The organism is Sphingobacterium psychroaquaticum, assembly GCF_900177625.1.
GTDB classification, from domain to species: domain Bacteria; phylum Bacteroidota; class Bacteroidia; order Sphingobacteriales; family Sphingobacteriaceae; genus Sphingobacterium; species Sphingobacterium psychroaquaticum.
In genome coordinates, this window is the sequence record NZ_FXAU01000004.1 from 254854 (window position 1) to 280008 (window position 25155).

At 42.1% G+C, this 25155-nt stretch carries 27 protein-coding genes and 1 pseudogene; 8 read left to right on the plus strand and 20 right to left on the minus strand.

All coding sequences use genetic code 11. From position 1 onward, the window contains the following. Position 1: 1 nt before the first annotated feature. The 14 genes from B9Y69_RS12200 to B9Y69_RS12265 all read right to left on the minus strand — a co-directional run bounded on the left by B9Y69_RS12200 (position 2) and on the right by B9Y69_RS12265 (position 15109). Positions 2 to 547: a hypothetical protein gene (locus tag B9Y69_RS12200; RefSeq protein WP_085473244.1), complete on the minus strand. Its 546-nt coding sequence runs from the start codon at positions 545 to 547 to the stop codon at positions 2 to 4. A gap of 30 nt (positions 548 to 577) precedes the next feature. Next, positions 578 to 2959: a phage tail protein gene (locus B9Y69_RS12205; protein WP_085473245.1), complete on the minus strand. Its 2382-nt coding sequence runs from the start codon at positions 2957 to 2959 to the stop codon at positions 578 to 580. Beyond that, positions 2952 to 5237: a hypothetical protein gene (locus B9Y69_RS12210; protein ID WP_085473246.1), complete on the minus strand. Its 2286-nt coding sequence runs from the start codon at positions 5235 to 5237 to the stop codon at positions 2952 to 2954. Before B9Y69_RS12210 ends, B9Y69_RS12205 begins: the two co-directional genes overlap by 8 nt. 2 nt (positions 5238 to 5239) lie before the next feature. Continuing rightward, positions 5240 to 6157, minus strand: a complete 918-nt coding sequence (locus B9Y69_RS12215; protein WP_085473247.1) for a hypothetical protein — start codon at positions 6155 to 6157, stop codon at positions 5240 to 5242. A gap of 2 nt (positions 6158 to 6159) precedes the next feature. Beyond that, positions 6160 to 10134, minus strand: a complete 3975-nt coding sequence (locus B9Y69_RS12220) for a hypothetical protein (RefSeq protein ID WP_085473248.1) — start codon at positions 10132 to 10134, stop codon at positions 6160 to 6162. After that, complete coding sequence (locus B9Y69_RS12225) at positions 10127 to 10324, minus strand: hypothetical protein (protein ID WP_085473249.1); 198 nt, start codon at positions 10322 to 10324, stop codon at positions 10127 to 10129. Before B9Y69_RS12225 ends, B9Y69_RS12220 begins: the two co-directional genes overlap by 8 nt. A 26-nt stretch (positions 10325 to 10350) precedes the next feature. Beyond that, on the minus strand, positions 10351 to 10821 hold the full coding sequence (locus B9Y69_RS12230) for a hypothetical protein (RefSeq protein WP_085473250.1): 471 nt from the start codon (positions 10819 to 10821) through the stop codon (positions 10351 to 10353). 6 nt (positions 10822 to 10827) lie between these two features. Further along, the gene (locus B9Y69_RS12235; RefSeq protein ID WP_085473251.1) at positions 10828 to 11328 is read right to left on the minus strand and encodes a hypothetical protein; all 501 of its coding nucleotides are present in this window, start codon (positions 11326 to 11328) and stop codon (positions 10828 to 10830) included. A 31-nt stretch (positions 11329 to 11359) separates the two neighbouring features. After that, complete coding sequence (locus tag B9Y69_RS12240) at positions 11360 to 11746, minus strand: hypothetical protein (RefSeq protein ID WP_144036565.1); 387 nt, start codon at positions 11744 to 11746, stop codon at positions 11360 to 11362. A gap of 41 nt (positions 11747 to 11787) precedes the next feature. Next, a complete protein-coding gene (locus tag B9Y69_RS12245) occupies positions 11788 to 12213 on the minus strand; it encodes a hypothetical protein (protein WP_144036566.1) in 426 nt (141 codons plus the stop codon). Positions 12214 to 12299: 86 nt separating this feature from the next. After that, entirely contained in the window at positions 12300 to 12674 is a 375-nt protein-coding gene (locus B9Y69_RS12250; RefSeq protein WP_085473254.1) for a YcbK family protein, read from the minus strand. Between the two features lies 1 nt (position 12675). Next, positions 12676 to 13200 (minus strand): phage holin family protein, encoded by a 525-nt coding sequence (locus tag B9Y69_RS12255; RefSeq protein ID WP_085473255.1) that lies wholly within the window; start codon positions 13198 to 13200, stop codon positions 12676 to 12678. Positions 13201 to 13213: 13 nt separating this feature from the next. Beyond that, positions 13214 to 14101 (minus strand): phage major capsid protein, encoded by an 888-nt coding sequence (locus tag B9Y69_RS12260; protein ID WP_085473256.1) that lies wholly within the window; start codon positions 14099 to 14101, stop codon positions 13214 to 13216. A 39-nt stretch (positions 14102 to 14140) separates the two neighbouring features. Next, the gene (locus B9Y69_RS12265) at positions 14141 to 15109 is read right to left on the minus strand and encodes a hypothetical protein (RefSeq protein ID WP_085473257.1); all 969 of its coding nucleotides are present in this window, start codon (positions 15107 to 15109) and stop codon (positions 14141 to 14143) included. A 139-nt stretch (positions 15110 to 15248) separates the two neighbouring features. On the opposite strand from B9Y69_RS12265, the gene B9Y69_RS12270 reads away from it, so the two are divergent. The 8 genes and pseudogenes from B9Y69_RS12270 (at position 15249) to B9Y69_RS12310 (ending at position 21643) form a co-directional block, all read left to right on the plus strand. Continuing rightward, on the plus strand, positions 15249 to 15686 hold the full coding sequence (locus B9Y69_RS12270) for a helix-turn-helix domain-containing protein (RefSeq protein ID WP_085473258.1): 438 nt from the start codon (positions 15249 to 15251) through the stop codon (positions 15684 to 15686). After that, a complete protein-coding gene (locus B9Y69_RS12275; RefSeq protein ID WP_085473259.1) occupies positions 15686 to 17230 on the plus strand; it encodes a hypothetical protein in 1545 nt (514 codons plus the stop codon). Before B9Y69_RS12270 ends, B9Y69_RS12275 begins: the two co-directional genes overlap by 1 nt. A 15-nt stretch (positions 17231 to 17245) precedes the next feature. Beyond that, on the plus strand, positions 17246 to 17548 hold the full coding sequence (locus B9Y69_RS12280) for a hypothetical protein (RefSeq protein ID WP_085473260.1): 303 nt from the start codon (positions 17246 to 17248) through the stop codon (positions 17546 to 17548). A gap of 1 nt (position 17549) precedes the next feature. Then, on the plus strand, positions 17550 to 18023 hold the full coding sequence (locus B9Y69_RS12285) for a hypothetical protein (protein WP_085473261.1): 474 nt from the start codon (positions 17550 to 17552) through the stop codon (positions 18021 to 18023). 128 nt (positions 18024 to 18151) lie between these two features. After that, positions 18152 to 19273 (plus strand): annotated as a pseudogene (locus tag B9Y69_RS19460) (phage portal protein family protein). 140 nt (positions 19274 to 19413) lie between these two features. Next, entirely contained in the window at positions 19414 to 20592 is a 1179-nt protein-coding gene (locus B9Y69_RS12300; RefSeq protein WP_085473264.1) for a minor capsid protein, read from the plus strand. An 81-nt stretch (positions 20593 to 20673) separates the two neighbouring features. Further along, the gene (locus B9Y69_RS12305; protein WP_085473265.1) at positions 20674 to 21201 is read left to right on the plus strand and encodes a phage virion morphogenesis family protein; all 528 of its coding nucleotides are present in this window, start codon (positions 20674 to 20676) and stop codon (positions 21199 to 21201) included. A 10-nt stretch (positions 21202 to 21211) separates the two neighbouring features. Continuing rightward, positions 21212 to 21643, plus strand: a complete 432-nt coding sequence (locus tag B9Y69_RS12310; protein WP_085473266.1) for a hypothetical protein — start codon at positions 21212 to 21214, stop codon at positions 21641 to 21643. Between the two features lie 355 nt (positions 21644 to 21998). Here B9Y69_RS12310 and B9Y69_RS12320 read toward each other — a convergent pair whose 3' ends face one another. The 6 genes from B9Y69_RS12320 to B9Y69_RS12345 are packed head-to-tail and all read right to left on the minus strand — an operon-like array spanning position 21999 to position 25153. Further along, complete coding sequence (locus tag B9Y69_RS12320) at positions 21999 to 22529, minus strand: hypothetical protein (protein ID WP_085473268.1); 531 nt, start codon at positions 22527 to 22529, stop codon at positions 21999 to 22001. A gap of 26 nt (positions 22530 to 22555) precedes the next feature. After that, a complete protein-coding gene (locus B9Y69_RS12325; RefSeq protein ID WP_159451843.1) occupies positions 22556 to 23281 on the minus strand; it encodes a hypothetical protein in 726 nt (241 codons plus the stop codon). Next, complete coding sequence (locus B9Y69_RS12330) at positions 23184 to 23681, minus strand: hypothetical protein (protein WP_085473270.1); 498 nt, start codon at positions 23679 to 23681, stop codon at positions 23184 to 23186. The genes B9Y69_RS12325 and B9Y69_RS12330 overlap by 98 nt, the downstream gene beginning before the upstream one ends. A 12-nt stretch (positions 23682 to 23693) precedes the next feature. After that, on the minus strand, positions 23694 to 24140 hold the full coding sequence (locus B9Y69_RS12335) for a hypothetical protein (protein ID WP_085473271.1): 447 nt from the start codon (positions 24138 to 24140) through the stop codon (positions 23694 to 23696). Between the two features lie 37 nt (positions 24141 to 24177). Continuing rightward, complete coding sequence (locus tag B9Y69_RS12340) at positions 24178 to 24480, minus strand: hypothetical protein (protein WP_085473272.1); 303 nt, start codon at positions 24478 to 24480, stop codon at positions 24178 to 24180. Then, entirely contained in the window at positions 24467 to 25153 is a 687-nt protein-coding gene (locus B9Y69_RS12345) for an RNA-directed DNA polymerase (RefSeq protein ID WP_234991225.1), read from the minus strand. The genes B9Y69_RS12340 and B9Y69_RS12345 overlap by 14 nt, the downstream gene beginning before the upstream one ends. Positions 25154 to 25155: the final 2 nt, after the last annotated feature.

Genomic DNA, 25155 nt, shown 5'->3' on the forward strand with positions numbered 1-25155 from the left:
CTTATTGTTGTAATTTTTGTTTCATTTCTAAGTATCTAAGTTTCGTAATCCTATCTTCAAATTTCTGTGATTTACAATACCACAACAAACCACAAATAATTGAAAAAAACAATGACACGCCAATTGCTATATAATAAAGACACTGTGTGTTTTCAAATTCTTCCTTTTGCACGTTGAATTGCCCTACTTTCTCATTATACAAAACTAAGGTAGAATCAGCTTTTAACTTGGAGTTATCTAATTCTTCGAATTTTTTGGATAAAACATCCCCCATCTCGGAATCTCTATTGGATTTAAACGACTCTGCAACATAAAGGAAATCTTCTGTTAATCGACTATACTTTAGATCTAAGTCCAGTTCTTTAAATTTCAGTTCTAAATCCATCTTCTGGAAATACTCAACTTTTTTATTATGATAATATATAAAAAAAATAAAAACAATAATGCTAAAAACAAAACCGAACTTATATAAATTGTCAGTTGGTAAATTTGGAATAGTCATTTTTATATAGGTTAATAATTTGTCAATTTTAAACTTTTTCTTCATAACTTCAAAAAAATAATACAATCAAAACTCCTAATTATCGCTTATCCCCACCATAATACCACTTTTATAATTTAAGTATCGTGTTCCATTTGGTGTAGAAATAGCCTGTTTTGTCGTCAATCCTTCGGAACCATCAACCACAATTCTCCCTGATAAAATCTCTATAGCCGTTCCCCCGACCATATCCAACAGTATCCCTTTGTCAATTTCAGGATTATTAAGCCGCTTGAATTTTAAAATGGCATCGTCTTCCGAGGTTTCAAGACTGACATAATGAAGTTTTGGCAGGGGCTGTCCTGGCACAAACTCCTGAAACAAAGAGTCCCATGAGAACCCCATAGGCCGGATACGAAACTTACCAGCATATTCCATTGCAGGTAGAATAGGTTCCAATGAGTCGCCAGATATTTTAAACCCGGCAATGCGACTATCTCCTGTGATTATTAGTTTTTCAGCATTTATTTCTTGTGAAAAAAGCTCCTGAACATCTATGCGCTCTGCACGTATCTTGCCTGTAGTAATATTGTCGCCATTAACGTAGGTCATGCCGTTCGTGAAGGAATAATCACGTTTACTGTCTGCCACAGCATAGATAACACCTAAATTGAAATGAATAAAACCTACTTCAACATCAGCAGCCATCGGTGATTCCGATAGGTACCATTGTCCAATCAATGAGGTCGCGCTACATTTTGCAGATAGGAAGTAATATTTGCCATCTATGAGGCTATCAAATGTAGTTCCACCGATCTCCCATATGTAACCCAGCCCCTCTATTTTCAATTCACGGTGCACTATTTGACCAGCTGTTACAACAACAACATTTGGGTTATCACCACTATTAACTTCGATTCTGACACCGTTAGTGTAGAAGTTTTGAGACTTAGCACCAACAGCTAACATTATTGTTTCGATACTATTGGGGCGAATATTAGTGCCATCAAAATAACCATCAGGATCAAAAACAAGCTCCTGAAGCTGTCGCATACGCATCGCCTGAACTCGTTGTTGTTCGGTCTTGGTTCTATCTACTTGTTTGACAGTCTCTTTGATCTTGTCTTTTTCAATGATAAACTGCACCTCCTGAGTGTATGTAATCTTATCGCTTATTACGACGGTGCATTGATTAGGGTTAACCAAAGGAAAAGATACAGACGTCACACGGATCATATCATCGATACCAAGTTTATCATCAACAAGGCGAACACGATCCCCCGACTTTAAAACGAAGGCATTTTCGCGCATATACTTTTCGTCGATTTCAACTTTGTAAGGCGGCCGTGTCAACTGCTTAAAACTTTTCAAAACAGCATCATACAATCGTTTCTCAGCATCATCAATGTACGACTGGGGCTGCTCAATACCAACCAAAGTGTACTTGTCGCCAACAACAGGATTAAATGTTGCGCTTGGTACTGTAAAACCGTTCTTTTCTGTATTGGGTTTAATCCTAATTGTTTTCGTGCCGGAATTGTATGAACTTATATCGAAATCCTGACCGCTCAGTTCTCCTGATTTAAAAACTACTTTTGCTTGCACTCCTTCAATTCGATTACCGTTAAGGTCGAAATCCAATGTGGAGTCGGTTAAAGTCAGCCAATCCTCACTTATAGCTGTCAAAGTTCCAGTACGCTCGGGGAATATGTCTTCAAATATGATCGACGTCTCCCTTCTGCGTTCCCCATCATTTAGCTGCCGCTCTATGCATCCATTATCTAAGGTTAAGCGGTCTGCTTTGTTTCGATAGCTTTCTGCCAAATTTACTGAGGATCCAAAGCCATAGATACGATTGTAAAGCGGTGTTTCCAGCATCCCACGCTCTACCGAATACAAACCCTTAGATCGACCGTACGAAAAATGTATATTAGTCTCCATACCAGCTTGCTGGGTAATGTTAATTGTCTTACCGTCTCCTGAAAACCAATACTCGAGGCTAAATTCCTCCGCAATCTTCTGTAAGGCTCCCTTGCAAGTAAAGCCAGTACCACTCGCAAAGAACTCAACAAGCTTTTCGTCGACGTCTTCGCACGCCCCAACCATCCAGCCAGTATCGTCCACATTCATATTTTCGACAATTAGTTCCAAAAACATTTTAGGCGTCCCGAAATACGAAAATTCAATTGATTGCTGATGTTTAAAACAAACATCCTTTAACCAGTAACTAGGGTGCTCTAACGTTATCGTGTAATGAAAAACATCAGATCTAACGACAGGATACATGACATTAACCGTAAATCTAACTCCGTTATACAGTATATAGTCATCTGTTCGGATATCAAGTACAACTGGTGAATAGAATTGTGTCTGAACATCAAAGCGCCCCATGCACTCGTCAAAGTAAATTGTCTGCTCATCAATAGGGACAAAAACTGTAGGCATCCCATTTCTGTAAAATTGTAGGCTATTAAGCATAAATCTTAAATTTTGTTACTTGGTTTGCAAATCCTGTTATCACCCCAGTACCGGTTTGGGCGCGCAATTTGATATCATTGGCCTCATCGTATCTCAAACCCTGTAGTTCCAAAAGAGTAGTCGTTATTAAACCATCTACTATTTGCTCAACATGTAGTTTTGCCCCTCCGGTTATGTAACGGATCATTTTGATCTTAATCGAAGCGCTGGAAGTCGCAGAAAGTCCGTTAAAAACATTCGAGGTATAGAGGTTAATCGCGCCAAAATCAACAAGTATTTTCGTTCCTGAAGAAACACCAATTGACAGTTGCGAATTAATTTCCAAAAAATCCCCAACGGCCAAGTAATTTGCAGGCATAACATAAGAGTATAGAGTTGTTAAAGTCCCGTTCGTCGTTGGTGAATTGTATTGTGAACTTAGGAGCTCAGGGAAGTTGTCGCTCTTCCAGCTCATTGCTGTCCCACCGTTTCTATAATAAGCGAATTGGTTGCCAGCAGGCATTACGCCATTAAACCGAAATGGCTTATTAAAGTACCATACGGAACCGTTGAAACCCCCAACATTTTCCCCGATAAGCTCGCCTTTGAATCGCGCAGAAAAGAACGATATTTGGGTTGCTGCCACACGAGCAGAAGACCCACCACCAATATTAATAGAATCATCGAACTGACTGGACACGCCAGTAATAAGGTCGACTGGAGATTTTGTAAGCTCATAATTAGTAACGCATAGGGCGCCAACTTTCGTTATTAAGTTGCTGTAACCGTTTCGCATTTCAACAATTGCCGGATTAGTATCCATCTTATTGGACATTAAAGACATGTATGTACTCGTGCGAGGTTTGTTCAAGATCAATTCGCGCTCAGCAACTGGTTGCCAATCTGAATCTGTATAATTAGAAGCCCAAATATTGTTGTAATATACATTTGATGAACCAAATTCAACCGAATCAAATACATCATAATAACCTTCCATTCTCGTAGAGAGTATATGCATGTTCTCATATTTCAGCTTCTTGCATCCTTGGGTTTTGATAAAATTACGGCCGTAAAAACGTTCATGAAAACCGCTAATCGTACCGGAAAAACATCTGTCAAGATAGAATGCAGAGTTGAACGTACATTTCTCAATATGCCCACCTTGCACATCAAATGCAGTGCAAAGCTTCATGTGAACAAGCGCAGAAGTATTACTAACTGGTAGATTAGGCATATCAAGCTGAGCGAACAGCAAGCTGCGAACGGTGATCCCAAAACTATAATGTATGTACAGTATATTTTCACAGGTCTGCCGCGGGTAGTTGGTCGTTATAAATTCATAAATGCCCTGGTCATTATGGGTAGTTCTAATTCCGTGTTTTTTGGGAAATGAAATTGTAACCCCACGATAAATACTGGAATCACAGTAATTATCCCATTCGTTGGCCGGCATTCCTGCCGGGGGATTTTCATCCTGCAAAACCACAGCCCATAAATTTTGTCCACTTACATTCTCAACTAATTGTCGAGTACGATAGTTCTCAATAGCAATTACATCAATATCGTCGCTACCAGCAACAAATGATAGATTCTTAAAAGATACATTAGTACAATAGTCATCCTTTCCTTTGTATGGACGACCATTCTCCTTCATGTTCGTTCGGAAAATTGTTGTCGATCTGGTAGCCACAATGGAACTGCCCCTATTTTCCCATTGCGTAGCAGATTTACCGATCGCATTTCCACCTCTTATTGTTATTGGTATTGCGGCCGCCTTGTTGATATATACTGTGTAATTGACTAACATAGAGTATATAGGATGTGTCGGGATCACTAGATCACCACCTCCGATACGCTTTAGATACTCCACTCCAGCTTGCAAATTTACACTTGCTTCGGTTACGGAATCAGGGAACGCTCCAAAATACCTAGTATCAACGTTATCGCCCAAGTATGCTTGCAGTTTTAGATCGCCAATAACAAAGGTACTACCTCCGTCATCCGGATCATCACTATCAGAGATGTAATAATTAACGGTATAAAAAGGTAAGTCTCCTTTTTTGTAGTATCCAAGTAGTCGTGCACTTTTAACGACACCGCTTCTAAGTAGCTCTTTATCGTTACTATTCATTGATCGCAGATCCTCAACGGTATCAAATTCTAATGTTCGACCAATTTTAGAGACCTCTACTTGCTGTACTTCTTTAGTTTCGCTATTGACGATCAATAACGTGTCTTCTGGCTTCATATCGGTACGATACTGCGCCTGACTTACATCTTTTGTTCCTTCCTGTGACATAATTAGAATTTTTTGATTATTTCACTTAAAGGTTGACCATATTGATCAACCAAAAGTAACTTACTTTGATCTGTTAATTTATTGTATTCCTGTAGTTGACCGACCTCAACAAACTTTATATCGATCTCTGCAATTACACCATTCGATTCCATCTGCATATTGGTAATCTGGAATCCATCCTTGACAAACACTTCCCGAACAGTTCCATCTGGCATTCGTAGGGTTCTTGCATTAGGCAATGAAAAGAGTGTGTACAGTCGATTTATAACTGCTTTAAAACCATTGAACGATGGTTGATTAATTACTCCCTTAAATGCTAGTTCTCGGAAGCTTCTCTTTACCCCATAAAACACCTCGTTCCCATAAGAAGTAGTTTTTTGTATTTTAGGCGTTGGACGATCAAGATCGTTTTCCAAAGTAAGCAGTGTGACACCTAGCTGTTCCCAAGAGAGATTATCTATACTTTCGTTACTATTGTCGACAATTGGGAACTCTACAACTGGAAAAACTACCAAGGGCTCTCTAAAGGTGAAATTGATTTCAGCAATGTTATCCATGTAGTGGTATTTAATAACTACCTCCGAATTGATGTAAACACTCCAATTGCCTAGCCCGGGGTGTGTAAAGTCTATCAATCGATCTGTATCAATCGCATTATAGAAATTCTCTAGGTTGATAATGGCCTCTTTTCGCGACGCTGTTTTCATGAAAGCATAAAAATTTATATCCCTGCCGCCAAAAAAAATTTCATCTGACCTTAAGTATGGTTCTATACCATTTTCGTCACCCCAATCGTGAAAAATCTTTCCAGTACGAGCAGGCATATCCCATGCACCGGAAATCGCCATGTTACCACCTGGTATTTGTGAAGCAACAAGCCCAAATTGTTGCTCGATATTTAACCCATTAATGTAATACATACTTAACCTGTATATGCTCTATTACTCTGTACACTTGTATTCTTATTTATGCTCTTAAGTTCTATTACCGCATTCTTTAACTCCGTAACGGTATCTTGTGTATTCTGCGCAATTGCTTTGAGATATCGAACTTGCTCCAGTATCTGATCATAGGATTTTTCATCAAAGTCAAGCGTCGCAAGTACAGCATTTAGCTGCTGTTTAGCTAGATCATAACGAGCACGCTCGAATCCTAGAATTGCACTACTGGTCTCCTCGGTGGTAGCCCTGTTAATACGGCCAGAGATACTACCGCTGTCTGCACCAATAGTTTTACCAGTAAGTTTTTCGATGTCTTTTACGGCATCTAGACCAGATTGTACAATCTCGGCATATGTTTTTTTGAATGCTTCAATTTCCTCGGCATTTAAACCATCTTTTGCATCCTCCCTGAATTTCCTTACTAGCTCCATAAGCGGTTCCTCCAGTATCGTTGTAGACATCGCAGACAGCAACGCATTTTGTACAACCTCCTCCATTGAATCAGCAAAATCCACTGCGGCACGCTTTCCTTCCTTAAAGCCTTGAATAATCCCCCCCGCTAATGATGAAGCCGTAACATTGCCCGACATCTTATCTTTTATCGTCTCTTCAATTTCCTTCATCAAATCATTGATATCGTCAACCTCTTCCTTTGCTTTTTTTAGGTTCTCAAATAGCGCCTTTGTGCTTTCTGTGAGTTTTCCTTCTGTGTATAGTTTTTCAAGATCATCGTATGTTTTCCCAGCCAGGTCGGCCGTAATATCAACGACACGCGTCTTCTTACCTATACCAAGGAAACCTCCATATTTCTCTGTTTTTTGTCCGATAATCTGCTGACCCTCGGCCTGTATACGTTTAAGCATGTATTCGTAATCCGAGAGCATTTCGGTCTGCTTTGTTTTATTTCGACCTGTGATGAGATCGATCATAGACGGATTTTCCTTGTAGGAGGTTATCTCTCGCACCTGTTTTAATTTCAATTGCGCCTCCAGGAGCTGCTTTTGTGTCTCAAGTTCTTTCAAAGACATTTCGTTTATGTCAGAATGACTTCGAGCTCTCTCCCGAAGTATGCGATTGTACTCAAGTTCGCCCTGCAAAACTTCCTCCTGGTATTTGCGCATTTCCTCTTTGGCTTTGCGCGCCGACTCTTTCGCGGCATTAAATATCCCAACAACGCCGGACACCACCGAGGTCACCGCCGATACCATGGAGCCAATCGGACCAGCTACCCCGGCAATGGCCGAGATACTGCCGAGTATTCCGCCTCCACCTTGTTTTTTGCTTTCACCGTAATTATCAAATCCCTTTTTTAACGCGGTTATGTTTTCACCGACCTGTGCAGTTGACCGTAGTACTTTAGAAACCAGGGAAAGCATATCACCAAGACCTGCATTTACATTGCCAATTTCGCCCGCCATGGTCGCGAAGTCCTGACTTAGCGCATTGATCCGATCCGGCAATCGGTCTTTAAGTGCCTTTTCCGATTCTTTTATTGCCTTTTCAATCTTTTTACGTTCATCGGCAGACATGTTTTTATTGGTTGCTACCATGGACTTTGCGTCCGAAATGACCTTTCTAGCCGCTGCGTCAGATAGATTCTGAATACCTTCGAAAAGGGTTTTATAACTAGCGAGCTGTTGAATATTTGAGTCATCCAATTGGTTAAGCTCTTCGACATGCTTACGATCAAACTCCCGTAACTCCTCTACAGTCGCCTCGCTCACCACTTTAGCACGTTCAGCTTCAAACGTAGCAATAAGTACCTTACGACGTTGATCGTAGGTAATCATCAAAGCGAGAAGATCGGTGTATTTTTTCTCTTCGACCCGTTTTGCCTCATCAGCTTCTTTACTAAGTAACTTTGAACGCTCTTCTTGTCCAGTAGTAGCTGTTTTAGTTGCTACAGCCGCATGTGCTTCCGCTTCCTTTTCAGACAATGCAGTAACATATTGAAAGTAGTTTTCAAAGCCTTTTAAATCAACTTTAAAATGCTCGTCGGCCTTTTCCTTACCAAACTTAGACTTATACTCTTCATAGTCGGCAAAGAGCTTCTTTGCTTCCTCAAGATCAGCTGCTATCTTTTTAGTTTGTTGACTGTAGGTAACCTCTTGGATGGCCATCTGCTCGATAGGTTTCAATTGCGCTGTATCGATCAGGTCAACTGGTTTAAAACCTTTTTTATTTTTGTTTTTTAGATTATACCGGGTTATTTTTTCATTCTCTGTTATGATTACCTGATTGATCTTCGCGAACTTATCTTTTACAGCCTGTATTTCCGACTCATCGCTTTCCATCATCTTACGGGCATACTCTTTCCTTATTTCGGCAACCCTTTGTTCGACATTTTCCCGCGAACCGATTATTGAATTGAGGGCACTTTCGGCAGAACCAGCACTTTTAGGCTTAGAAGGTGCGTCGCGATACGATAAACCGCTCGCTTTCAATTTTTGCAAGTATTCTTTTTCTAGGTTTGTTCCTATTCTAAGATATGAGTCATATTCTTTCCTAAGTTCTGATTCCATACTTCCACGTATACGTTCGGCTCTTCCTCGTTCGAAGGATTTTGAGCTTTCTGACAAATGTGGGCTATTAATATGTGGGATAAATTCACTTGCATCCTTAATCTGTAACTGTACTATTTCCGCATACTTTTTAGCCGCCAATTCCGCCACGGCCATGGCTCGTGCCTTGGCGTAAGTAACCTCGATATACCTGTCCGCATTTTTGATTATTAACCGCTCTGCCTCGTTGAGGTTATTAGCCTGTCCCATGGTACGTCCAAGCCCCTCATTGTATTCTTTCAATGCGCCTGTTTTGGATCGTAATCCTGCCTGCGCCTCTTTTATTGTTAAATGCATGACCGATATCTGCCCACTCGCTGTCGATATCGCCGATTTAGAGCTTTCCATGGCTTCGTTAAGAACTTTTTGACGCTCGGCAGCCTTCTGTTGCTGCTCTCGAAGCTTGGACATGTATTCGATAAGCAGGCCTATTCCTACCACAGCCAAGCCTATCCCCGTACCAAGCAGCGCAAGACGGAACAACCGCAATGCTCCAGTGCTTTGCCCTACAGCAATTGCATATCCACGTTGTAATAAGGTTTGCGAAGTAATAAGAATATTATCCTTCTTGCGTAGTTCCAGCTGGATCTGCTGTAAGCCCTGGAGAATAGACATTGCCGCAGTGATTTTAAGGATCCCTTTTTGTAGGTCTTCGTTCTCCGAACCAAAAAGAGCAGTAACCCCCTGTAGTACGTTGTACCCGGCAATCAAAGATTGAATGCCACGCACGGCCTGGTCGATATAGGGCGTTGGGGATGTCGCCTCCTTTACCGTGGTATTGGTATTCGCAATAGCGGTCTGCAATTCGGTTGCTGCCTGTTTCAGTGTATGGTATTCTTCGCTATTGGCTTTTCCCTGGAGTTCAAGCTCTACCATGGCATCTTTTAACTTTTTCACCTCTGCCGAGGTAAGCGGAACTTTACTTTGCAAGTCATTTAGCTTGCTGGTAAAATTAGCTATCGCCTCCAGGCTTGCGTACATCTCGGTACGTTCGCCCAGCTCCAAACCAGGCATATCCTTAAGCTTTAGCGCCAAAGTTCCCACTACAAGTTGGATTCGCTCAAAATCACCTTCGACAGTGTGCAGCACAGCTGAAAGTTCCAATATCTCATCACCGGAAAGCAGCTTGTTGGAAATCTTTTGCAGCTGATCGCTCATAATTCCTTCGAGTTCTCCGAAAGCATCCTTTATCGCAGTAGACTTAGCAACAAAGCCTTTAGCGAGGTCTATTTTGTTCATCTGCGCCTCAATATGCGAAACCATATTTCCAGCATGTTTCTCCAAGTCATCAAATGTTTGCCCAACACCCTCAACAGCTTTTCGAGATTCAGCCATGCTGCGACGGAGGTCATCTTCGTTGGCGTTCCATTCGATATCGAATCTTAAGTTATCCATTGAACCGTTCTCTATGTGCTTTTAAATCTATTTTATTTACTTTCTCTACGATATCTTTCCGTTTTACCATTCTCGCCTTATCAGAAGACAGCATGACCAGGTTAGTCCAGCTCACTGTTTCCAGGATTTTATCCAGTCGGGTCGGGTCATCTCCGCAAAGCTGCCCAAGCCAACCCCAAGGGCTATTCATGCCAATTGCAATTAACTCCTCTTGGTCTAGTGCCCCATCTTTTTTGGAGCCGTTATCATCTTGGCTCGTAGAAATCTGGTAATAATCATAAAATCCTCACTTCCTCCCTGTAGTATGGATAGCTGTAAGAGAGCCAGGGCTTCTTTTGGTGTAATGGCCTCTCGCAGGTAGTTTGCATAAGGCCTTAGAAACAGTTTTGTAAGTCGCCTATCGACAAGGAAGAGACAGGCCAGCGCCCGATAGATACAGCGCGAATAGCGAACCTGAAACAACAGGGCATCCTGTACACTTATCTCCTGAAGCTGATCCACTGATAGCTGACACCTTAGGAACCATTCGCCCATACGCAGAAAAGCGCCGCCCGTAGGCGCACGAAGTGTAAGTGTTATCGTTTTCTTACCAAGCAACCGTAACCACAAAGGGGCGCGGGCTTTAACCCTTACGCCCCTTTGTAATAGTGTTTCGGTCGCATGCAATTCCGTTCTGTTTGCGTCCATAGTTTACTATTGATCTGTCCAAGCCATTTCCGCAACAGCTTCCACACCTGTCGATTTTATCGTGGCCACAACCGGTATAAGACCGATATCTGTATCGTTCAGGTTCGTTGCAAGTCTACCCGCACAATCGGTATGTGGGATCGTCATAACCGAGCCATCCTCAAGGGTAAAACGCAAGGCCTTGACGGTTGAATTTACCTGTGTTTTGGGCGCGTTCCAGGTATCTTTTTGGTCTACTGTAGTAACCGTACCACCCAACCATTCAGCTTTGCTTTCCGCACTCATATCCATGATGGAGAATGCAACTGTTTTTACCACACGTGCAAAACGGGATACCTTTGGCGCAGGATCGCCCTGCTTAAAGTGATCGGTTCGGCTTGCTTCCGGCTGCTCAAGGGTGATCGTATCCTGGTAGATGTCGATCTCTTTCCAGGCGGAAACTGCACCTGTGCTAGGATTAAATGTTCCTATTTCGGCCTTTTGACAGCCATACTGATATTTTGCCATAACTTTTTTTTAAAATGTTTTAAAGATAGTTTTACTCCTCTTCGTCAGAACCAGGCTTTTTATCTACAGGAATATCGTTCTTTTTAGCTTCTGTCTCCTGGGCAGCGACCTCAAGAAGTCTCTTTTCCTCCGTCTCGATTTTTACCTTTAGCTTCTCGATACCTGCGGTTTTCGCAGGTGGTTTTCCGAACAACTCGGTATGTTTGCTAATAAGTGCCTCGCGCTCCAAATCGAGTTGATTATCATCTACTGGTAGTTTTGCCGCAGTGACATAATCGGAGCGTTTGGCGATGGTTACCTCTTTATCATCAAGGCTTACGGCATGGTTCTTGGCATCCGAGGCATTAAGGAACATCAAATCATCCGATGTAACGTGCAGTTCATTGACCGAGGGGTGCGAGCTGAAAGCGTACTTCAACTTTTGCTCAAGTGTATTTTCATTTGACATATAAATGTGTTTTAAAAAGATTTTAACTTTGATTTAATCCGGTTGTAGATCGTGATAATAAGAAGAACTAGACCTCCCGCTCCTAGGAGCCACAACCACCAAGGGACTTGTATACCCTTCGTCTCTTTATCGGCGACGGTCTTCCGTTGTTTTTCAATATTGCTAGATTCTTGATCGGTATCTATTTTGATGGCGGTAGAATCCTTTTGTTGTGTTATTTGATCCGACTGTTCTTTTTTTGAACCGGATCGGTGCAGCTCCGCTTGATCCGCCGAACCTTCCACTTTGCCATCTCTGTAAATTGTTCCCGTGAAGTTCTTCAGGCGGACTGCATTCATCCAGGCGCTGTCTACAGTAAGAGATGTGTATTGCGCCCAAAGGGCAGTAGTCTGTACCTCTAAGTTGTTTACTTCGCGATCGGTCTGTACGATTTCCATTGTACTTTTCTCTACGTGACTTTTACGACTCTTACACCCTGAGAGCACAAAACACATAAACAGCATTATCAAACCTATATTTTTCACTACCAACGAGCTTTTGTTCCGCGAATATCGTAGTGCACAAAGCCGGGATAAACACCAATACCACCTTGTTTCATCTTACCCTCCGCTATCAGCTTTTCGATAACTGCCGCCAGCTTCTTCGGAGTATAGTTTTTGGCATTGATGTCTCCTCCTGAGGCTGTCAGGTGCTGCGATAATGGAGCGCCGCCTACAGCCTTATTATGCGCAGGTGTACGATAACCACTACCGGTTATCAAAACAGGTTCACCGATATGATCACGGAGCACTTGAAGATTGATCGCTAGAGTTCTGACATTGTCCAGGAACTGAACAGGCACCTGCGTACCATCCTTACAGTCGAACTCTTCACGCGTAAAATTTTTTGTTAGTTGCATGCTAATCGGATTTTGATGATTTAAATAAATCGTTAACCTTATCCTGTATTTGGGCAATCCAATAGGTCTTACCTTTACCACTGATCACACCCAGGTTTTCCCCAATAGAAATAATATTCTCGGTTGCGATGTGGATAGCAAGAAATAAATGTAGCCAGTCGAAAAACCAGTAGCCAACACTTGACCCTTTCCCATCAAAGCTCTCCGCAAAGGCATTACTCACAAAAAGCATTATTAGATAACAAGCCATCTTAAGCGAGAACCGGCTCATTTTTAATGAACTGGAATCAATCTTTTGCACCTTGGAGGCTAGTATGCCGGAAAAAACTTCAGCAACCATCACGACAACAAAGGCTATGGTAGCCAATACGTCAAGCCCGAATATCTTGTAGGTTATCACCGAGATAGCACTTGTTGATATAGCCAAAGGTGTGAGCGAGTACTTTAAAGAGGGGAATAGAGAGCTGGTCAAACCCGACCAGCCTTCAAATTCAAATGTCTTCAACAATCTATCGATGTGATCCATTTCCTCTCCTTACCTAAGCACTTTCGTAGATAGCACCAATTGCCTCTTGTTTGATAGGCAATACAATAAAGTAGTGTCTATAGTTCAACAAGTTCGCTTGGTTGGTCGTTGTCGGTGCATCATAATACTGCTTTAGGATACCTGTTTTCTTACCCACATTGTCTTCATAAAAGGCAACGGATGCAACCTTATCTGTAGCTCCGGGCACGGCTTTGAAAGCGACCTTTGTTCCGGCTGTAGTGAAGTACGGTCCTCCCACATATCCATATACCTTAAAGCCGGCTAAAATACCGCTTATCTTACCCGATTGCTTGTCCGCATACAAAGCCGCTGAATACTTCTCAGAAGTAAGTAACGCGTTCGCGTGATCGGGAGCCAGGTTCAATCGGCGGCCTTCCGCTGGAACTTCCATTTTATCGAACGCTCCCTTTAAAGCCACAATCTTCTTATACACATCTTCCGCAGTATAGTTCGGCGCTAACGCGATTACTGGGGTGCTCGTGCTATGGGCTGCCGGAGCCAGGGCGTGGATAGCTTTTTTGTATTTATCACGATTGATCGCTTTCACATGTCCACGAGAAGCCGAATCAATCTTGTCATACGAAGCACCGAGCGCCTGATCCTCGGAGATTCGAGTCGCTTTCGTTTGATACTTGTCCAAATTTACCGTCTTGGTTCCATCGTCGTGATCCTGCACTTCGATCGGATAAGTTGTGTTGTTGATCAACACGTCAGGTGTGAAGGTCTCCAAGGGAATATGGATGGTGTTTTGATCGGTCACCGGATCGACCATGATTTGCGCATCGAGTTCAGGGATACCATCCAAGAAGTCCGCTACATGAGTTGTTGATAACAACTCGCGAACCCGACTTTGCCACGCTTCTGGAAAATTTCTAGGCATTTTTTTATGTATTACGTTAATTATTCTGTTAATGGATCATTAAGCGAAAAGCGCCGTGTAGGCCGTCGGATTACCGTTCTTAAAAGCCAATTGCGCTTCGGTCGAAAGTTTCAAGAACTCTTCTACATTCTTCGGATCAACACTAGCACCACCCTGACCGACAACCTGAGCACCTAAGGACACTTTTTTAGGCAGACCATCGATAAGCTTCTTGGCTGCGTCAAAACCCAACGCTTCAAAATCGCTTCTTTTATCCCCCATAATTTGTCCGTCGCTCACAGCTTGATCCAGCAAGGCATTCAGCTGTAAAGCCTGCTGTTCATTGAGCTTTTTTTCCAACGATTCACGTTGTGTTTTTTCTAGACCATGTGCAGTCTGTTCAGCTTTTAAGGCCGTAGATAGTTTCACCACAGCGCCTTCCACCTCCTCGGGCGAATCGGCGTTTGTCAGTCCATAGGCAGTCAAAGCGGCCAATGCAACTGAATTCGTAATAATTTTTGACATATTGTTTTTTTTGTTTTTTGGAATAAGCTCCTGGTCTGCATGCTTACTGGCAGAGAGCATGTATGCTTTTACCTGCTCATCGTCCACCTGTTTGCCATCAGCAAATAGCGTTACAGATAAACTATTTTGGTTACCGGGGATATCCACGATACTGGCTTCCCAGACCTGCGCATGCTTCATCCAAACACGGCCTTGCTCGTCTTGGATAAACTCGGTTTTATCTGTGATATACAGATATAGGGAAGCTCCCTTAAGGTAACCACGTTCCCATTTTCCTGCGATCTTATTAGAATCAGGATCGGCCGTGTCGAAATCAGGCGTTGCAGTCAACTGTGATCCCTCGAATTTCCAATCCTCCCATTTGCCATGTACTTCACCACGAATATGCATGTAGAGCAAAATCGGGTTGTGCTCGAAACGCGACATGTCCAATGTGGAATGATCCACATAGAATCCGCGGTAATTTGGTATAGACTGATCACTTAATACGACTCTCTTTGACATGTTACTTATCCTCGTTTCTGATTTGTTGACACAAAGAAACCAAGTCAGGGAAGGCTATTTAAATAAGTACGCAAGCATTGCACAACTAATTCATTTTCGGGGTTTTTCGCTTGAATTTTGAGCCATAAACAAGGATAATATGGCACTAACAAAGGCACAGGCGAAGGAATTTGCTAAGACTCTCTACGTCTCTGAAAACATGCACCAAAAGGTCATTGCCGAGCGCGTGGGCGTTACGGAAAAGACACTTAGTCGATGGATCGTGGACGGGGGATGGAAGAACCTTAAGCGGTCGCTCATTACCACAAAGCAAAACCAAATCTCCTTACTCTACGATCAACTGGAACACCTCAATAACAGTATTGCAGAGCGTGAAAACAAAGTAGCAACCAGTAAAGAAGCGGATGTGATCATAAAGCTAACGGGCGCCATCCAAAAACTTGAGACAGAGACTGGAGTAGGTGAAACTGTAGAGGTCGCGAAGAAAATCATAAATCTTATTCAACAGGAAGATCTTGAACTCGCTAAAAAGGTAACAACCTATTGCGATGTGCTTATCCAAACAATGATCAAGTAATGGCTAGTTACACTGATAAAAAGTATCTCGAAGATTGGCAAGAGTTTAGCGAAAACATCAACAGGGCAACACCCATTGACCTGGCTGAGTCACCGCTTGATAAAAAGAAAAGGATAGAGCGACTGGAGAAGGATGACGAAGCCTGGTTCGAATACTACTTCCCGACATTCTACACATCCAAACCAGCAGATTTTCAAACAAAATCTACTAGGTACGTCATGAGTAACGATGAGCTGTATCTGGTACGATCGTGGGCGCGAGAACTTGCCAAGTCTGCCCGTACAATGATGGAAACCATGAAAAGGATCCTGACGAAAAGAAACAGGAATCTCCTTATGGTGTCGGATTCAAAGGATAATGCTACCCGTTTGCTACTTCCATACAAGGTCAATCTCGAATCGAATAATCGAATCATTAACGACTACGGAAAGCAGCAATCCATAGGCAATTGGGAAGCCCATGAGTTCAAGACAAAGAAGGGCGCATCATTTCGCGCCCTTGGTGCTGGTCAATCACCCCGCGGAACACGTAACGATGCTGTTAGACCTGACATCATTTTGATTGATGATATAGATACCGATCAAGATTGCAGAAATAAGGACATCATTAAAGACCGATTCGAGTGGATCGAGTCTGCCCTTATCCCGACAAGATCGATCTCTAAGCCATTACTATTGATTGCATGTGGAAACATCATCGCAAAGTATTGCTGCATAACCGAGATGGCCAAGAAGGCCGATCGCCATGAAATCGTTAACATTCGCGATAGCCAGGGTAAAAGTACATGGCCGAGCAAGAATACGGAAGAAATGATCGATAGGGTTCTTAAAACCATTGGACATACTGCCAGACAAAGAGAGTATTTCAATGATCCGATCATTGAAGGCACGACCTTTACTTCGGTAAAGTATGCCAAAGCCCCTCTCTTGCGCACATGCGAGATGGTGGTGGTATATGCCGACCCTTCAACCTCCAACAAGGATAAACAGAAAGGGAAAGCTTCCGCACAAAGATCATATAAATCTGTGCAGGTTATTGGTTACAAGAATCATCAATACTTCACCTATTGGATCCGTTTGCAACAGGTAGGCAATAAGACGTTTGTCAATTGGCTCTACGATTCTTATGCTTTCTGTAAAAGACAGGGTGTTGATACCGTCAATATATGGATAGAGAACAACTCACTCCAAGATCCACATTATGAACAGGTCATCAGCCCACAAATAAAACTTAAAGCAGAGGAGGACTGTATCGATCAGATTCCTGTTCGGAAAGACACTAGAAACAAACCTGAAAAATTTGAAAGGGTGGATGGAACTCTACAACCCATTGATGAGGCGGGGAATCTTCTTTTCGACGAAAAACTGAAGGGAACCGAGGATATGGACACGATGGAATCGCAGATGCTGAGCGTCTCTCCGGATTGCAAGATCATGGATGGCCCGGATTGTAATGAGGGCGGCACATGGATCATCCAGAACCGTAAAGTAGTACGCTCAAATAACAGGCACGCATCAGGTAAACGATCATCACACAAATATTAATCAATCTCAAATACGATGAAAAAACTATTTAAAACAATACTTATAGGCGCAGGGTTGGTTTCCGCCTTAGCCCCGCAAGTTGTCAAATCGAAAATTGACATAGTTGTAGAAAGACAGGTCATTAACGAAACCAAACCGTTAAAACGACACCAAATAACAAATGTGTTCGGAGGAATACCTGTTTTGACGGAACATTACGGTGGTGTGTTCGGCCTTACCCCAAAAGAATATGGCCAACGATATGGCAATGGTAATAGCAGGAAACCGAAAACCAACAAAATACACCGTTCATTCAAGATAAAGCAAAAACACAGATAACATGGCATTCCTATCTAAGAACGAACTAAAATCGGTAATACGCGAAAATAAAGTGACGCATATTTCCGACCATGACGATACTATCGTCGAAATAGCTATCAATGCCGGAATCACGGAGGTTACAAGTCGTATTGCTCCCAACCATAAAAAAGCCTGGATGGATGGACGATTGAAATACGATGTAGCGGCAATTTTTAAGGCGGAGGGCAGCACGCGTAACCCTCTGATCCTAGAGCTGACCAAAGTAGTAGCGTTGTGGCACCTTATATTAAGATGCAATGCGGGCATACACTATGAGGTGATCCGCGATCGATATGAAGCAGCGGTGGAATACCTAAAGGATTTGGCGTCCGGTGATGCCAACGACCCAACGCTCCCCATCCTTGAAGAGCCTTTGGATGAACACGGGAACCCTATTAATGCTGCGAAACCTTTTAGCACAGGTTCACGCCCCAAGTTTAATCATGAATTTTAACTACCGATATGGCAACAAACAGTAGAATTGGCAAAGCAAAGCCCTCATTTAGATCTGCCCTTCCTTGGAAGCTCAAAAGCGTAAGCCAAACGCGTCAAGATATACAATCCTGGAGACGGGCGTTGGCTATGTTCCAGAATATTGAACAACCAGCCAACTGGGTACTCCAACAATTGTACAACAATGTAAAGATCGATGCCCTGCTTACCTCACAGATAGAGAACCGGAAAGACCAGACCTTCTCCTCGGAATTTGTCATCAAAACATCGGATGATAAAGAAGACGAGCAAGCGACAAAGAACTTGGCCAACAGTCCTGCATTTCGCAAGATTGTAGATGCTATAATCGATAGCCGTTTCTTTGGGTATTCCATGGCCGAACTATACATCGATGAAAAGGGTGGATTACAGACCAATGAACTACCACGGACGAATATAGTACCGCAGATGGGGATATTCTTACCTGACTACCTGGAGCAATCCAATTCAATAAAGTACCGGGAATTACGCGAATATGGCACCTTCATACTTGAATTTGACAACCTGGTTATGCATGAGCAAGAATTTGGTTTACTTAACAAGATCGTACCACATGTCCTAATGAAGAGATTTGCGCAATCTTGCTGGTCGGAACTCTGTGAGATCTACGGTATACCACCCCGGTACATGAAAACCTTGACAAATGACCCATGAATGATGGCGCGAGCCGAACAGATGATGGGTGATATGGGTGCCGCAGCTTGGTTTATAATAGATAAGGAAGAGGAACTGGAATTTGCTCAGGGCGTATCGACAAATGGGGATGTGTACAGAAACTTCATAAACCTTTGTAACAATGAAATATCCTTACTCATTTCAGGGGCGGTATATGGTCAGGACACGGTAAATGGAAACCGATCGAAGGATGAGGCTGCGCAGGAGGTTCTGTGGCAAAAAGTATTGGCAGACCAGCGATTTATCGAACAGGAGATCAACACAAAGGTATTACCAGCATTGGCACGACATGGCATCGTTAAAGAAGGCTCGTACATGCAATACAGTGAAGCGGAGGATATCAATAAACTATTCGAATTTGCAACTAAGCTAATGGTACATAAAAATGTGCCCAATGAATGGATCGAGGAAAAATTTGGAGTTCCTGTATTTGACAAGGAAAAAGAAGATGTCTTAAAGTCAGATTCGAAAAAAAACGCTCTGTTGGAACGTGAGGAAAAACTAAAAGCTTCACTACCTTCTAATTTTTTCGACTAAGCCCCCTAGATCAAAAGAATGATTTAGGAGGGCTAGCCCTCAATTCTGTAAATAACTATTATTGCTGTGACCAGGCGCACGATCATATCGATTTAACAACTGTTGGTGAAAGTGACTTTGGGAAATACCTTGAAAAGTTGGTGCGCCAGTTATGGAAAAAGAAAGCACTGGAAAAAGGCTTTGATCCAGTACTGGTGCAGGCTTATGGTGAGGAACTGAGCGACGCGATCGATAAAGGCTATACCATATCAGAGGACTTCACCACAGAAGACCAAAGGAAAATACATTCTTTGAAAAAAAATGTATGGCAATTCTCTACAGCTAAGACCTATGCACAGTTGCGTCAAATGTCCGATGCCCTGGTCAAGCCCGACGGTACCATGCGCACATTTGAAGAGTTCCGGATACAGACCACTATTATTACGGGGGAACAGCTACGACATCTGAAGACAGAATATCAAACGGCAGTTGCAGGGGCGCAGATGGCCAGTAAATGGGAAGAGATCCAGCGTATGAAGGAAGCTTATCCACTACTGGAGTTTATCGCCGTGGAAGATGAGCACACAACAGCTTTATGCCGATCGCTTGATGGTGTTATCCGACCCGTAGACGATTCTTTTTGGATGCAGTTTTATCCGCCTAACCATTACAATTGTCGCAGCACGGTAAAGCAGCACAGAAAAGGAGAGATCACCCCGGATGATAAGATTCTGAAACCGTCAATACCCGATATTTTCAAGGTGAACCTTGGTGAACGCGGTTTGGCTTTCCCCGAAGATCACGCTTATTTTGAAGGGGTTCCAGCTGAGATAATAAAAGAGGCAAGACAATTCTTTCCCTATGCCATGCAGTTTGACATACTGGATGTAACGGACAGACTCAAGGGGATTGTACGACAGCACTTCATGACGGATGCAGAGGCAAGTGATTACAGCCGGGTATTGGATTATGCGACCCAGCAAGCGAGATCCAAAAAAATAATAGTTGATATTATGCCAACCCTAGACCCACAGGGACATGCTGCTCAACGGGAGATCATCTTTCCTGATGCAAGGCATGGGAAGTCAGCAGACCTACGGATCGATAAGTTGTTGTGGGAGGAAGAAGGGATAAAGACGCATTCACGCAGGGCAATCAAGGGAGCCATCGAGGCAGGAGCCAATCAGGCGAATAGGGTTGTTATTAATATACCAGTAGACATGGTGCTCGATTTTGAGTTAGCAAAAGTTGCACGAGATAAATTCAAAGATTACAGAGACCTGCTTACAATTGTGTTTAAACAGGGAGATATGGAGTATAGGTTCGACCGTAAAAAGTAAAAGCAGATAGAGGATATCTATCTGCTTTCGGCACGGTGACCCCCATTACTGACGATCTCCGTATCACAAATATACGAACAAATGAGTAATCAACAAAATATCGAACAATTCTTCCATGCCTTTCAGCAAAAGATTGAGCAGGCACAACAACGATTGCCGGATATAATCGGAACCGAAGTACTCAACTCTGCCCTGGACAACTTTAGGGACGAATCCTTTTTTGGGGATAAGTGGCCAGCACGCAAAGACAAAAAGAACACACGAAAATTACTGGTCAAGACAGGAGCGCTGCAACGTAGTCCACGGGTTATACGTTCACAGCCTGGACTTGTGACCGTAGGTTCTGACGTTCCCTATGCATCGGTGCATAATAACGGGGAAGAAATAAGTAGAAATGCCCGTTCGGAAACATTCATACGCAATCGACACACCAAGGGAAAGAAGAAAGGTCTTTTCAGCCGTGGCATAACAAGAGGTCAGGGTTTTTCCTTTAAAGCATATACATACAGTATGCCGAGACGTCGCTTTTTTGGTGCGCACCCCAAACTTAAGGAGCATCTACAACAAATAATTAAAGAAGAATTTCAAAACGCTTTAAAGGGCATTTAAACACATAGAAATGAAAGAACTGTTCTTATACCTTCGTGCCAAAATAATGGCAATACCAACAATCAATTGGGTGGATCTCGATAAAGGGCAACTCAACCAGTACGATAGTCGACCATCGATAGACTTTCCAGCTGTGCTACTTAAAATTGAATACCCGAGCACGAGCAAAATTAGCCGAAAGCAACAGCAATGCAATGTGCTTATTACGGCAACATTGGCATTTGATTTTATGGATGATACCGACAGTATTACCGAAGAAGAACCATTGAGTAAGTCGCTACAGGTTTATGACATCGCTAGCCAACTGCACGAGACTCTCCAAGGCCATATTGATAACGCGATAATTCGATCGCCGATGGATAGAGTTAATTTGCGCGATCCGAATCGTGTAGACACGATAAAGGTCATCACACAGACTTATAGAACGAAAATAATTGGTTAACAAAAAAGCCTTACCGATTTTTCGATAAGGCTTTTTAGCGAAACAGCACTAATTGACTAGCTCCATACTCACTAGGCTTTAGTCCCTTTATGTTCATCCATTGTCGATATGATATGTAAATGCCATGGGAAGGAAACACATGTCTTAGGATACGGGTGTCGGGAACATCACGTTCCTTGGCCTTACTATATACCTCGCGGATATATTGCACTCGTTTAGAATAATTGTTTCGATTATAGGCCATTAAAAACTTGATTTCAAAATTAAATTTCGTATAAAACAAAAATACAAAATTTAAATCAATAAAAAAGCCTGTGTACTTTCGTGCACAGGCTTTTTTATTGATTTGTTTATTCTAATACCAGACAGAATCCAACTTGACAAGATAAGAACCTAGGTTATATTCTCCACCCAACGCAGTTTGCGTATAGTCCGAAGGTTCGAGCAAAACTTTTCTAACATTACCATTAACGAAATACTTTTTCCCAGACTGTATAAGAGTCACATGTTTTGGGTCTAGAATAAGTAAAGCCTTTAAATTAAGTTTGTTATTGTTGTTGGAATAATCTAAGCTTAAATCACCCCGCGCAATACTGACCAATTCATTACCATCTTGCACCTCAGAAAGCTCAGATATTACAAACCTGGTTCTGTTAAGAGCAAGGCTATCTTTCATCCAAAGAGAAATACTATCTAACAAAACGGGATTGAGTTTCTTCGTAAGAATTTCATTCTTACCTAAATCAGGATTATTTCTTTCGAAAGTGTTGATTTTATCCAGGATAAATGGTTCTGCATTGAAATCATCTTTCTTAGTGATCTGCCCACTATTTGTACATCCTGACAGCAATATTGCACTAAACAGAGATAAAAAAAAAGTTTTCATAAATTTATAATTAACATCCAAAGATATTACTTTTTCTCACTATTAGCTTGCATGAGAAGTACAGCCCCAGTAGCTTTGTCTAAAAAGACTTTAAGAGATTCTCCTCGTTCCGACCTCCCCATTTCTTTACCAGCCTTATATTGTACTTCGTTGGAGTAATGCTTATTCGCAAGGCGCTCATGTTTATCTTCGATATAAAGACGTAACCATTTCATTACGGTGCTACCATCCAAACGCTGATAATCTTCCCCATAAAAACCTTTTTTCGCTTGAGCAAAGCATACCGCTATTTCCTCCAATGTCAAAGCTGGATAGGTAGAGACGATTAAATTACTTAACACCTGTATCCCGGAATCCGTTATCATCCTATCAAGGATTAAGTACCGACGAAGATCATTTACGAGTAGACTGATAAAATCAATTGTCATCTCCATATTTTCACGACATAATCGGCCGATAGTTCGGGGGCATGAGAGTCCAGCAATTATACTTTCCATCTGGCCGATCATTTTTCGGATTTCAGCAAGATGTTTATCTCTATCATTCCCTGGATACTCCTTTTCAAAGTATCGTTCAGATGACTGTAAACTATCAAGCTCTTCACTGGCACGAAGGTATGCCTCAAACTTACGTTCGACCTGCCAAGGTGTATACTTAGCTATCTTTGCTAGTGTTTCCGTAGGTTTTTCGCGTAATGCGATCATGAAATGCGTCGGCTTCCATACGGTTACTTTGTTGTTTTGATGCTCCATTCTTTATCTTATCAATTATCTCCAGTAAGTTCTTGTTAATAGCTGCTAGCGATTTGTTCCTCTGTAACGAAACATTCAACCGCCCCCAGTGCGTCAATATTACTTTAAAGCTTTCAAATGCAGATTCTTCTGTTTTTTGATTACTTGCATCCTTTAACTGTACAAGGATCGATTTCATCGCCTTGCCCTGGCTTGGGTTCCTAATCTCTGGAAGGTTAAACCCTCGTAACCAATTATAATAAAAGCCCATTGCCAAATTGTGATAGGGGCTTGGTAATTCTTTCCTTTCTAAGCCTTTTAAACGAGTTAGTATAGACCGAAGGAAGGTAACATCATCGCCTTGCTTTAGCTGTCTTTTAATGAAAGAGTCAAGCCATTTAATTTCTTCTTTTAGTGTCATAGCTTTCTTCGATTATAATTCCTTAAACATCATTTCCGTGAAATGATCCCTATACAAAGGAGGCGGGAAGTCTTCAATTATTCGCCAGTGTGTTACATACTCAAACATTCCTAATGTCTCACTAAATTTCTTTTTGGAGCCGTTATCGAAGTATAACAACAGCCTGTCATTTGGCACATCATCAGGGACTGGATGATCATGTATGCAGTTCCATCCGTTGTTGTCTTCAAAACCTCTGAGTGCTTGTGGCCGCCACCTATAAACATCCACCATCCGCTCCCCGTCATCTTCCCTGATCCACTCTTCGTCGATATCCGAACGATTTGGTCGGGGGCAATCTATCTTATTATATGGCTTATCTTTACACCAGCCGTTATGTTCATCAATAAAGTTGTGGACTAGGTCAAAATCTGAACCGTATGCACATCTTAATAATTCCTTTTCTGTCATTTCTTTCATTGATTTTAATGATAATGCAGATTATCACTGTTATTAGTTATATAAATTTGTAGCCCCTTGGTTTAAGTGCGGTTATTGTGGCAGCAAATGGAAATCCATCGATATCCCTAACCTTTTCGCACTGTTCTTGTAGAATCACGGATCCAGTAAAAATCACTCTTTCTTTTTCTTCAAACCTTATACTCAAGGTAAGTCTCATGCCATTCCCTTTATCCTTGAATTTGGAAGGCTCAAGTTTATAATCAAGCACCTCTATCATATTACCGACAACCTCATCAATCTCTATCTTTTTACCCGTAAAGTTGTCTACCTTGATATTGAAGTCACTAAAATTTCTCATTTGTAAGTTTTTTGATTAGATTTTTTGAATTACAATGTTTTGCCCAGCCCATGTAGCTTGCGATACTGGCTTTGGACTTTTTTGCTTTTACTGCCCGTGCAAACGCCTGTTTGATGGACTTACGTAACATAGTGTGCGTATGGTAGTGAACATATCCACAAAAGTCTATACCCAAACTGACGGGAAAGACTCCACGATTGGGTTTTAAGTCCAGTCTTAATTGACTTTTAAGATATGTTGTCAGTGTACCATGTAGCTCTCGTAGGTACTTCTTGTCGCTATGTAATACAAGGATGTCATCAGCGTACCTGATATAGTAACGCAGACCAAGTACCTCTTTGACCCAGTGATCAAAATAGGTGAGGTAAAAGTTGGATAGATACTGGCTAAGGTAGTTACCTATTGGTAAGCCCTGGGCACTATCAATAATACCATCTAGGAGCCCTAGCATCTCTTTGTCTTTTATCTTCTTGCGCAGTAAGCTTTTCAGAATCGTATTATCTACACTGGGATAGAACTTCTTAATGTCTACTTTTAAACAATAACTGGTATGTTTCACATCCTTAAGGTAGCCACGCAACACAGCGCTGGCTAGATGAACTCCACGCCCCTTAATACAACTGTATGTGTCGCGTGTGAATACGGCTACAAATAAGGGCTCCAAAACATTCATTA

Bases quoted from the DNA above. Each gene is read 5' to 3' on its own strand.
- B9Y69_RS12200 (WP_085473244.1), bottom strand. From the start codon at position 547: ATGAAGAAAAAGTTTAAAATTGACAAATTATTAACCTATATAAAAATG.
- B9Y69_RS12205 (WP_085473245.1), bottom strand. From the start codon at position 2,959: ATGCTTAATAGCCTACAATTTTACAGAAATGGGATGCCTACAGTTTTT.
- B9Y69_RS12210 (WP_085473246.1), bottom strand. From the start codon at position 5,237: ATGTCACAGGAAGGAACAAAAGATGTAAGTCAGGCGCAGTATCGTACC.
- B9Y69_RS12215 (WP_085473247.1), bottom strand. From the start codon at position 6,157: ATGTATTACATTAATGGGTTAAATATCGAGCAACAATTTGGGCTTGTT.
- B9Y69_RS12220 (WP_085473248.1), bottom strand. From the start codon at position 10,134: ATGGATAACTTAAGATTCGATATCGAATGGAACGCCAACGAAGATGAC.
- B9Y69_RS12225 (WP_085473249.1), bottom strand. From the start codon at position 10,324: ATGAATAGCCCTTGGGGTTGGCTTGGGCAGCTTTGCGGAGATGACCCG.
- B9Y69_RS12230 (WP_085473250.1), bottom strand. From the start codon at position 10,821: ATGGACGCAAACAGAACGGAATTGCATGCGACCGAAACACTATTACAA.
- B9Y69_RS12235 (WP_085473251.1), bottom strand. From the start codon at position 11,328: ATGGCAAAATATCAGTATGGCTGTCAAAAGGCCGAAATAGGAACATTT.
- B9Y69_RS12245 (WP_144036566.1), bottom strand. From the start codon at position 12,213: ATGGAAATCGTACAGACCGATCGCGAAGTAAACAACTTAGAGGTACAG.
- B9Y69_RS12250 (WP_085473254.1), bottom strand. From the start codon at position 12,674: ATGCAACTAACAAAAAATTTTACGCGTGAAGAGTTCGACTGTAAGGAT.
- B9Y69_RS12255 (WP_085473255.1), bottom strand. From the start codon at position 13,200: ATGGATCACATCGATAGATTGTTGAAGACATTTGAATTTGAAGGCTGG.
- B9Y69_RS12260 (WP_085473256.1), bottom strand. From the start codon at position 14,101: ATGCCTAGAAATTTTCCAGAAGCGTGGCAAAGTCGGGTTCGCGAGTTG.
- B9Y69_RS12265 (WP_085473257.1), bottom strand. From the start codon at position 15,109: ATGTCAAAGAGAGTCGTATTAAGTGATCAGTCTATACCAAATTACCGC.
- B9Y69_RS12270 (WP_085473258.1), top strand. From the start codon at position 15,249: ATGGCACTAACAAAGGCACAGGCGAAGGAATTTGCTAAGACTCTCTAC.
- B9Y69_RS12275 (WP_085473259.1), top strand. From the start codon at position 15,686: ATGGCTAGTTACACTGATAAAAAGTATCTCGAAGATTGGCAAGAGTTT.
- B9Y69_RS12280 (WP_085473260.1), top strand. From the start codon at position 17,246: ATGAAAAAACTATTTAAAACAATACTTATAGGCGCAGGGTTGGTTTCC.
- B9Y69_RS12285 (WP_085473261.1), top strand. From the start codon at position 17,550: ATGGCATTCCTATCTAAGAACGAACTAAAATCGGTAATACGCGAAAAT.
- B9Y69_RS12305 (WP_085473265.1), top strand. From the start codon at position 20,674: ATGAGTAATCAACAAAATATCGAACAATTCTTCCATGCCTTTCAGCAA.
- B9Y69_RS12310 (WP_085473266.1), top strand. From the start codon at position 21,212: ATGAAAGAACTGTTCTTATACCTTCGTGCCAAAATAATGGCAATACCA.
- B9Y69_RS12320 (WP_085473268.1), bottom strand. From the start codon at position 22,529: ATGAAAACTTTTTTTTTATCTCTGTTTAGTGCAATATTGCTGTCAGGA.
- B9Y69_RS12325 (WP_159451843.1), bottom strand. From the start codon at position 23,281: ATGGAGCATCAAAACAACAAAGTAACCGTATGGAAGCCGACGCATTTC.
- B9Y69_RS12330 (WP_085473270.1), bottom strand. From the start codon at position 23,681: ATGACACTAAAAGAAGAAATTAAATGGCTTGACTCTTTCATTAAAAGA.
- B9Y69_RS12335 (WP_085473271.1), bottom strand. From the start codon at position 24,140: ATGAAAGAAATGACAGAAAAGGAATTATTAAGATGTGCATACGGTTCA.
- B9Y69_RS12340 (WP_085473272.1), bottom strand. From the start codon at position 24,480: ATGAGAAATTTTAGTGACTTCAATATCAAGGTAGACAACTTTACGGGT.
- B9Y69_RS12345 (WP_234991225.1), bottom strand. From the start codon at position 25,153: ATGAATGTTTTGGAGCCCTTATTTGTAGCCGTATTCACACGCGACACA.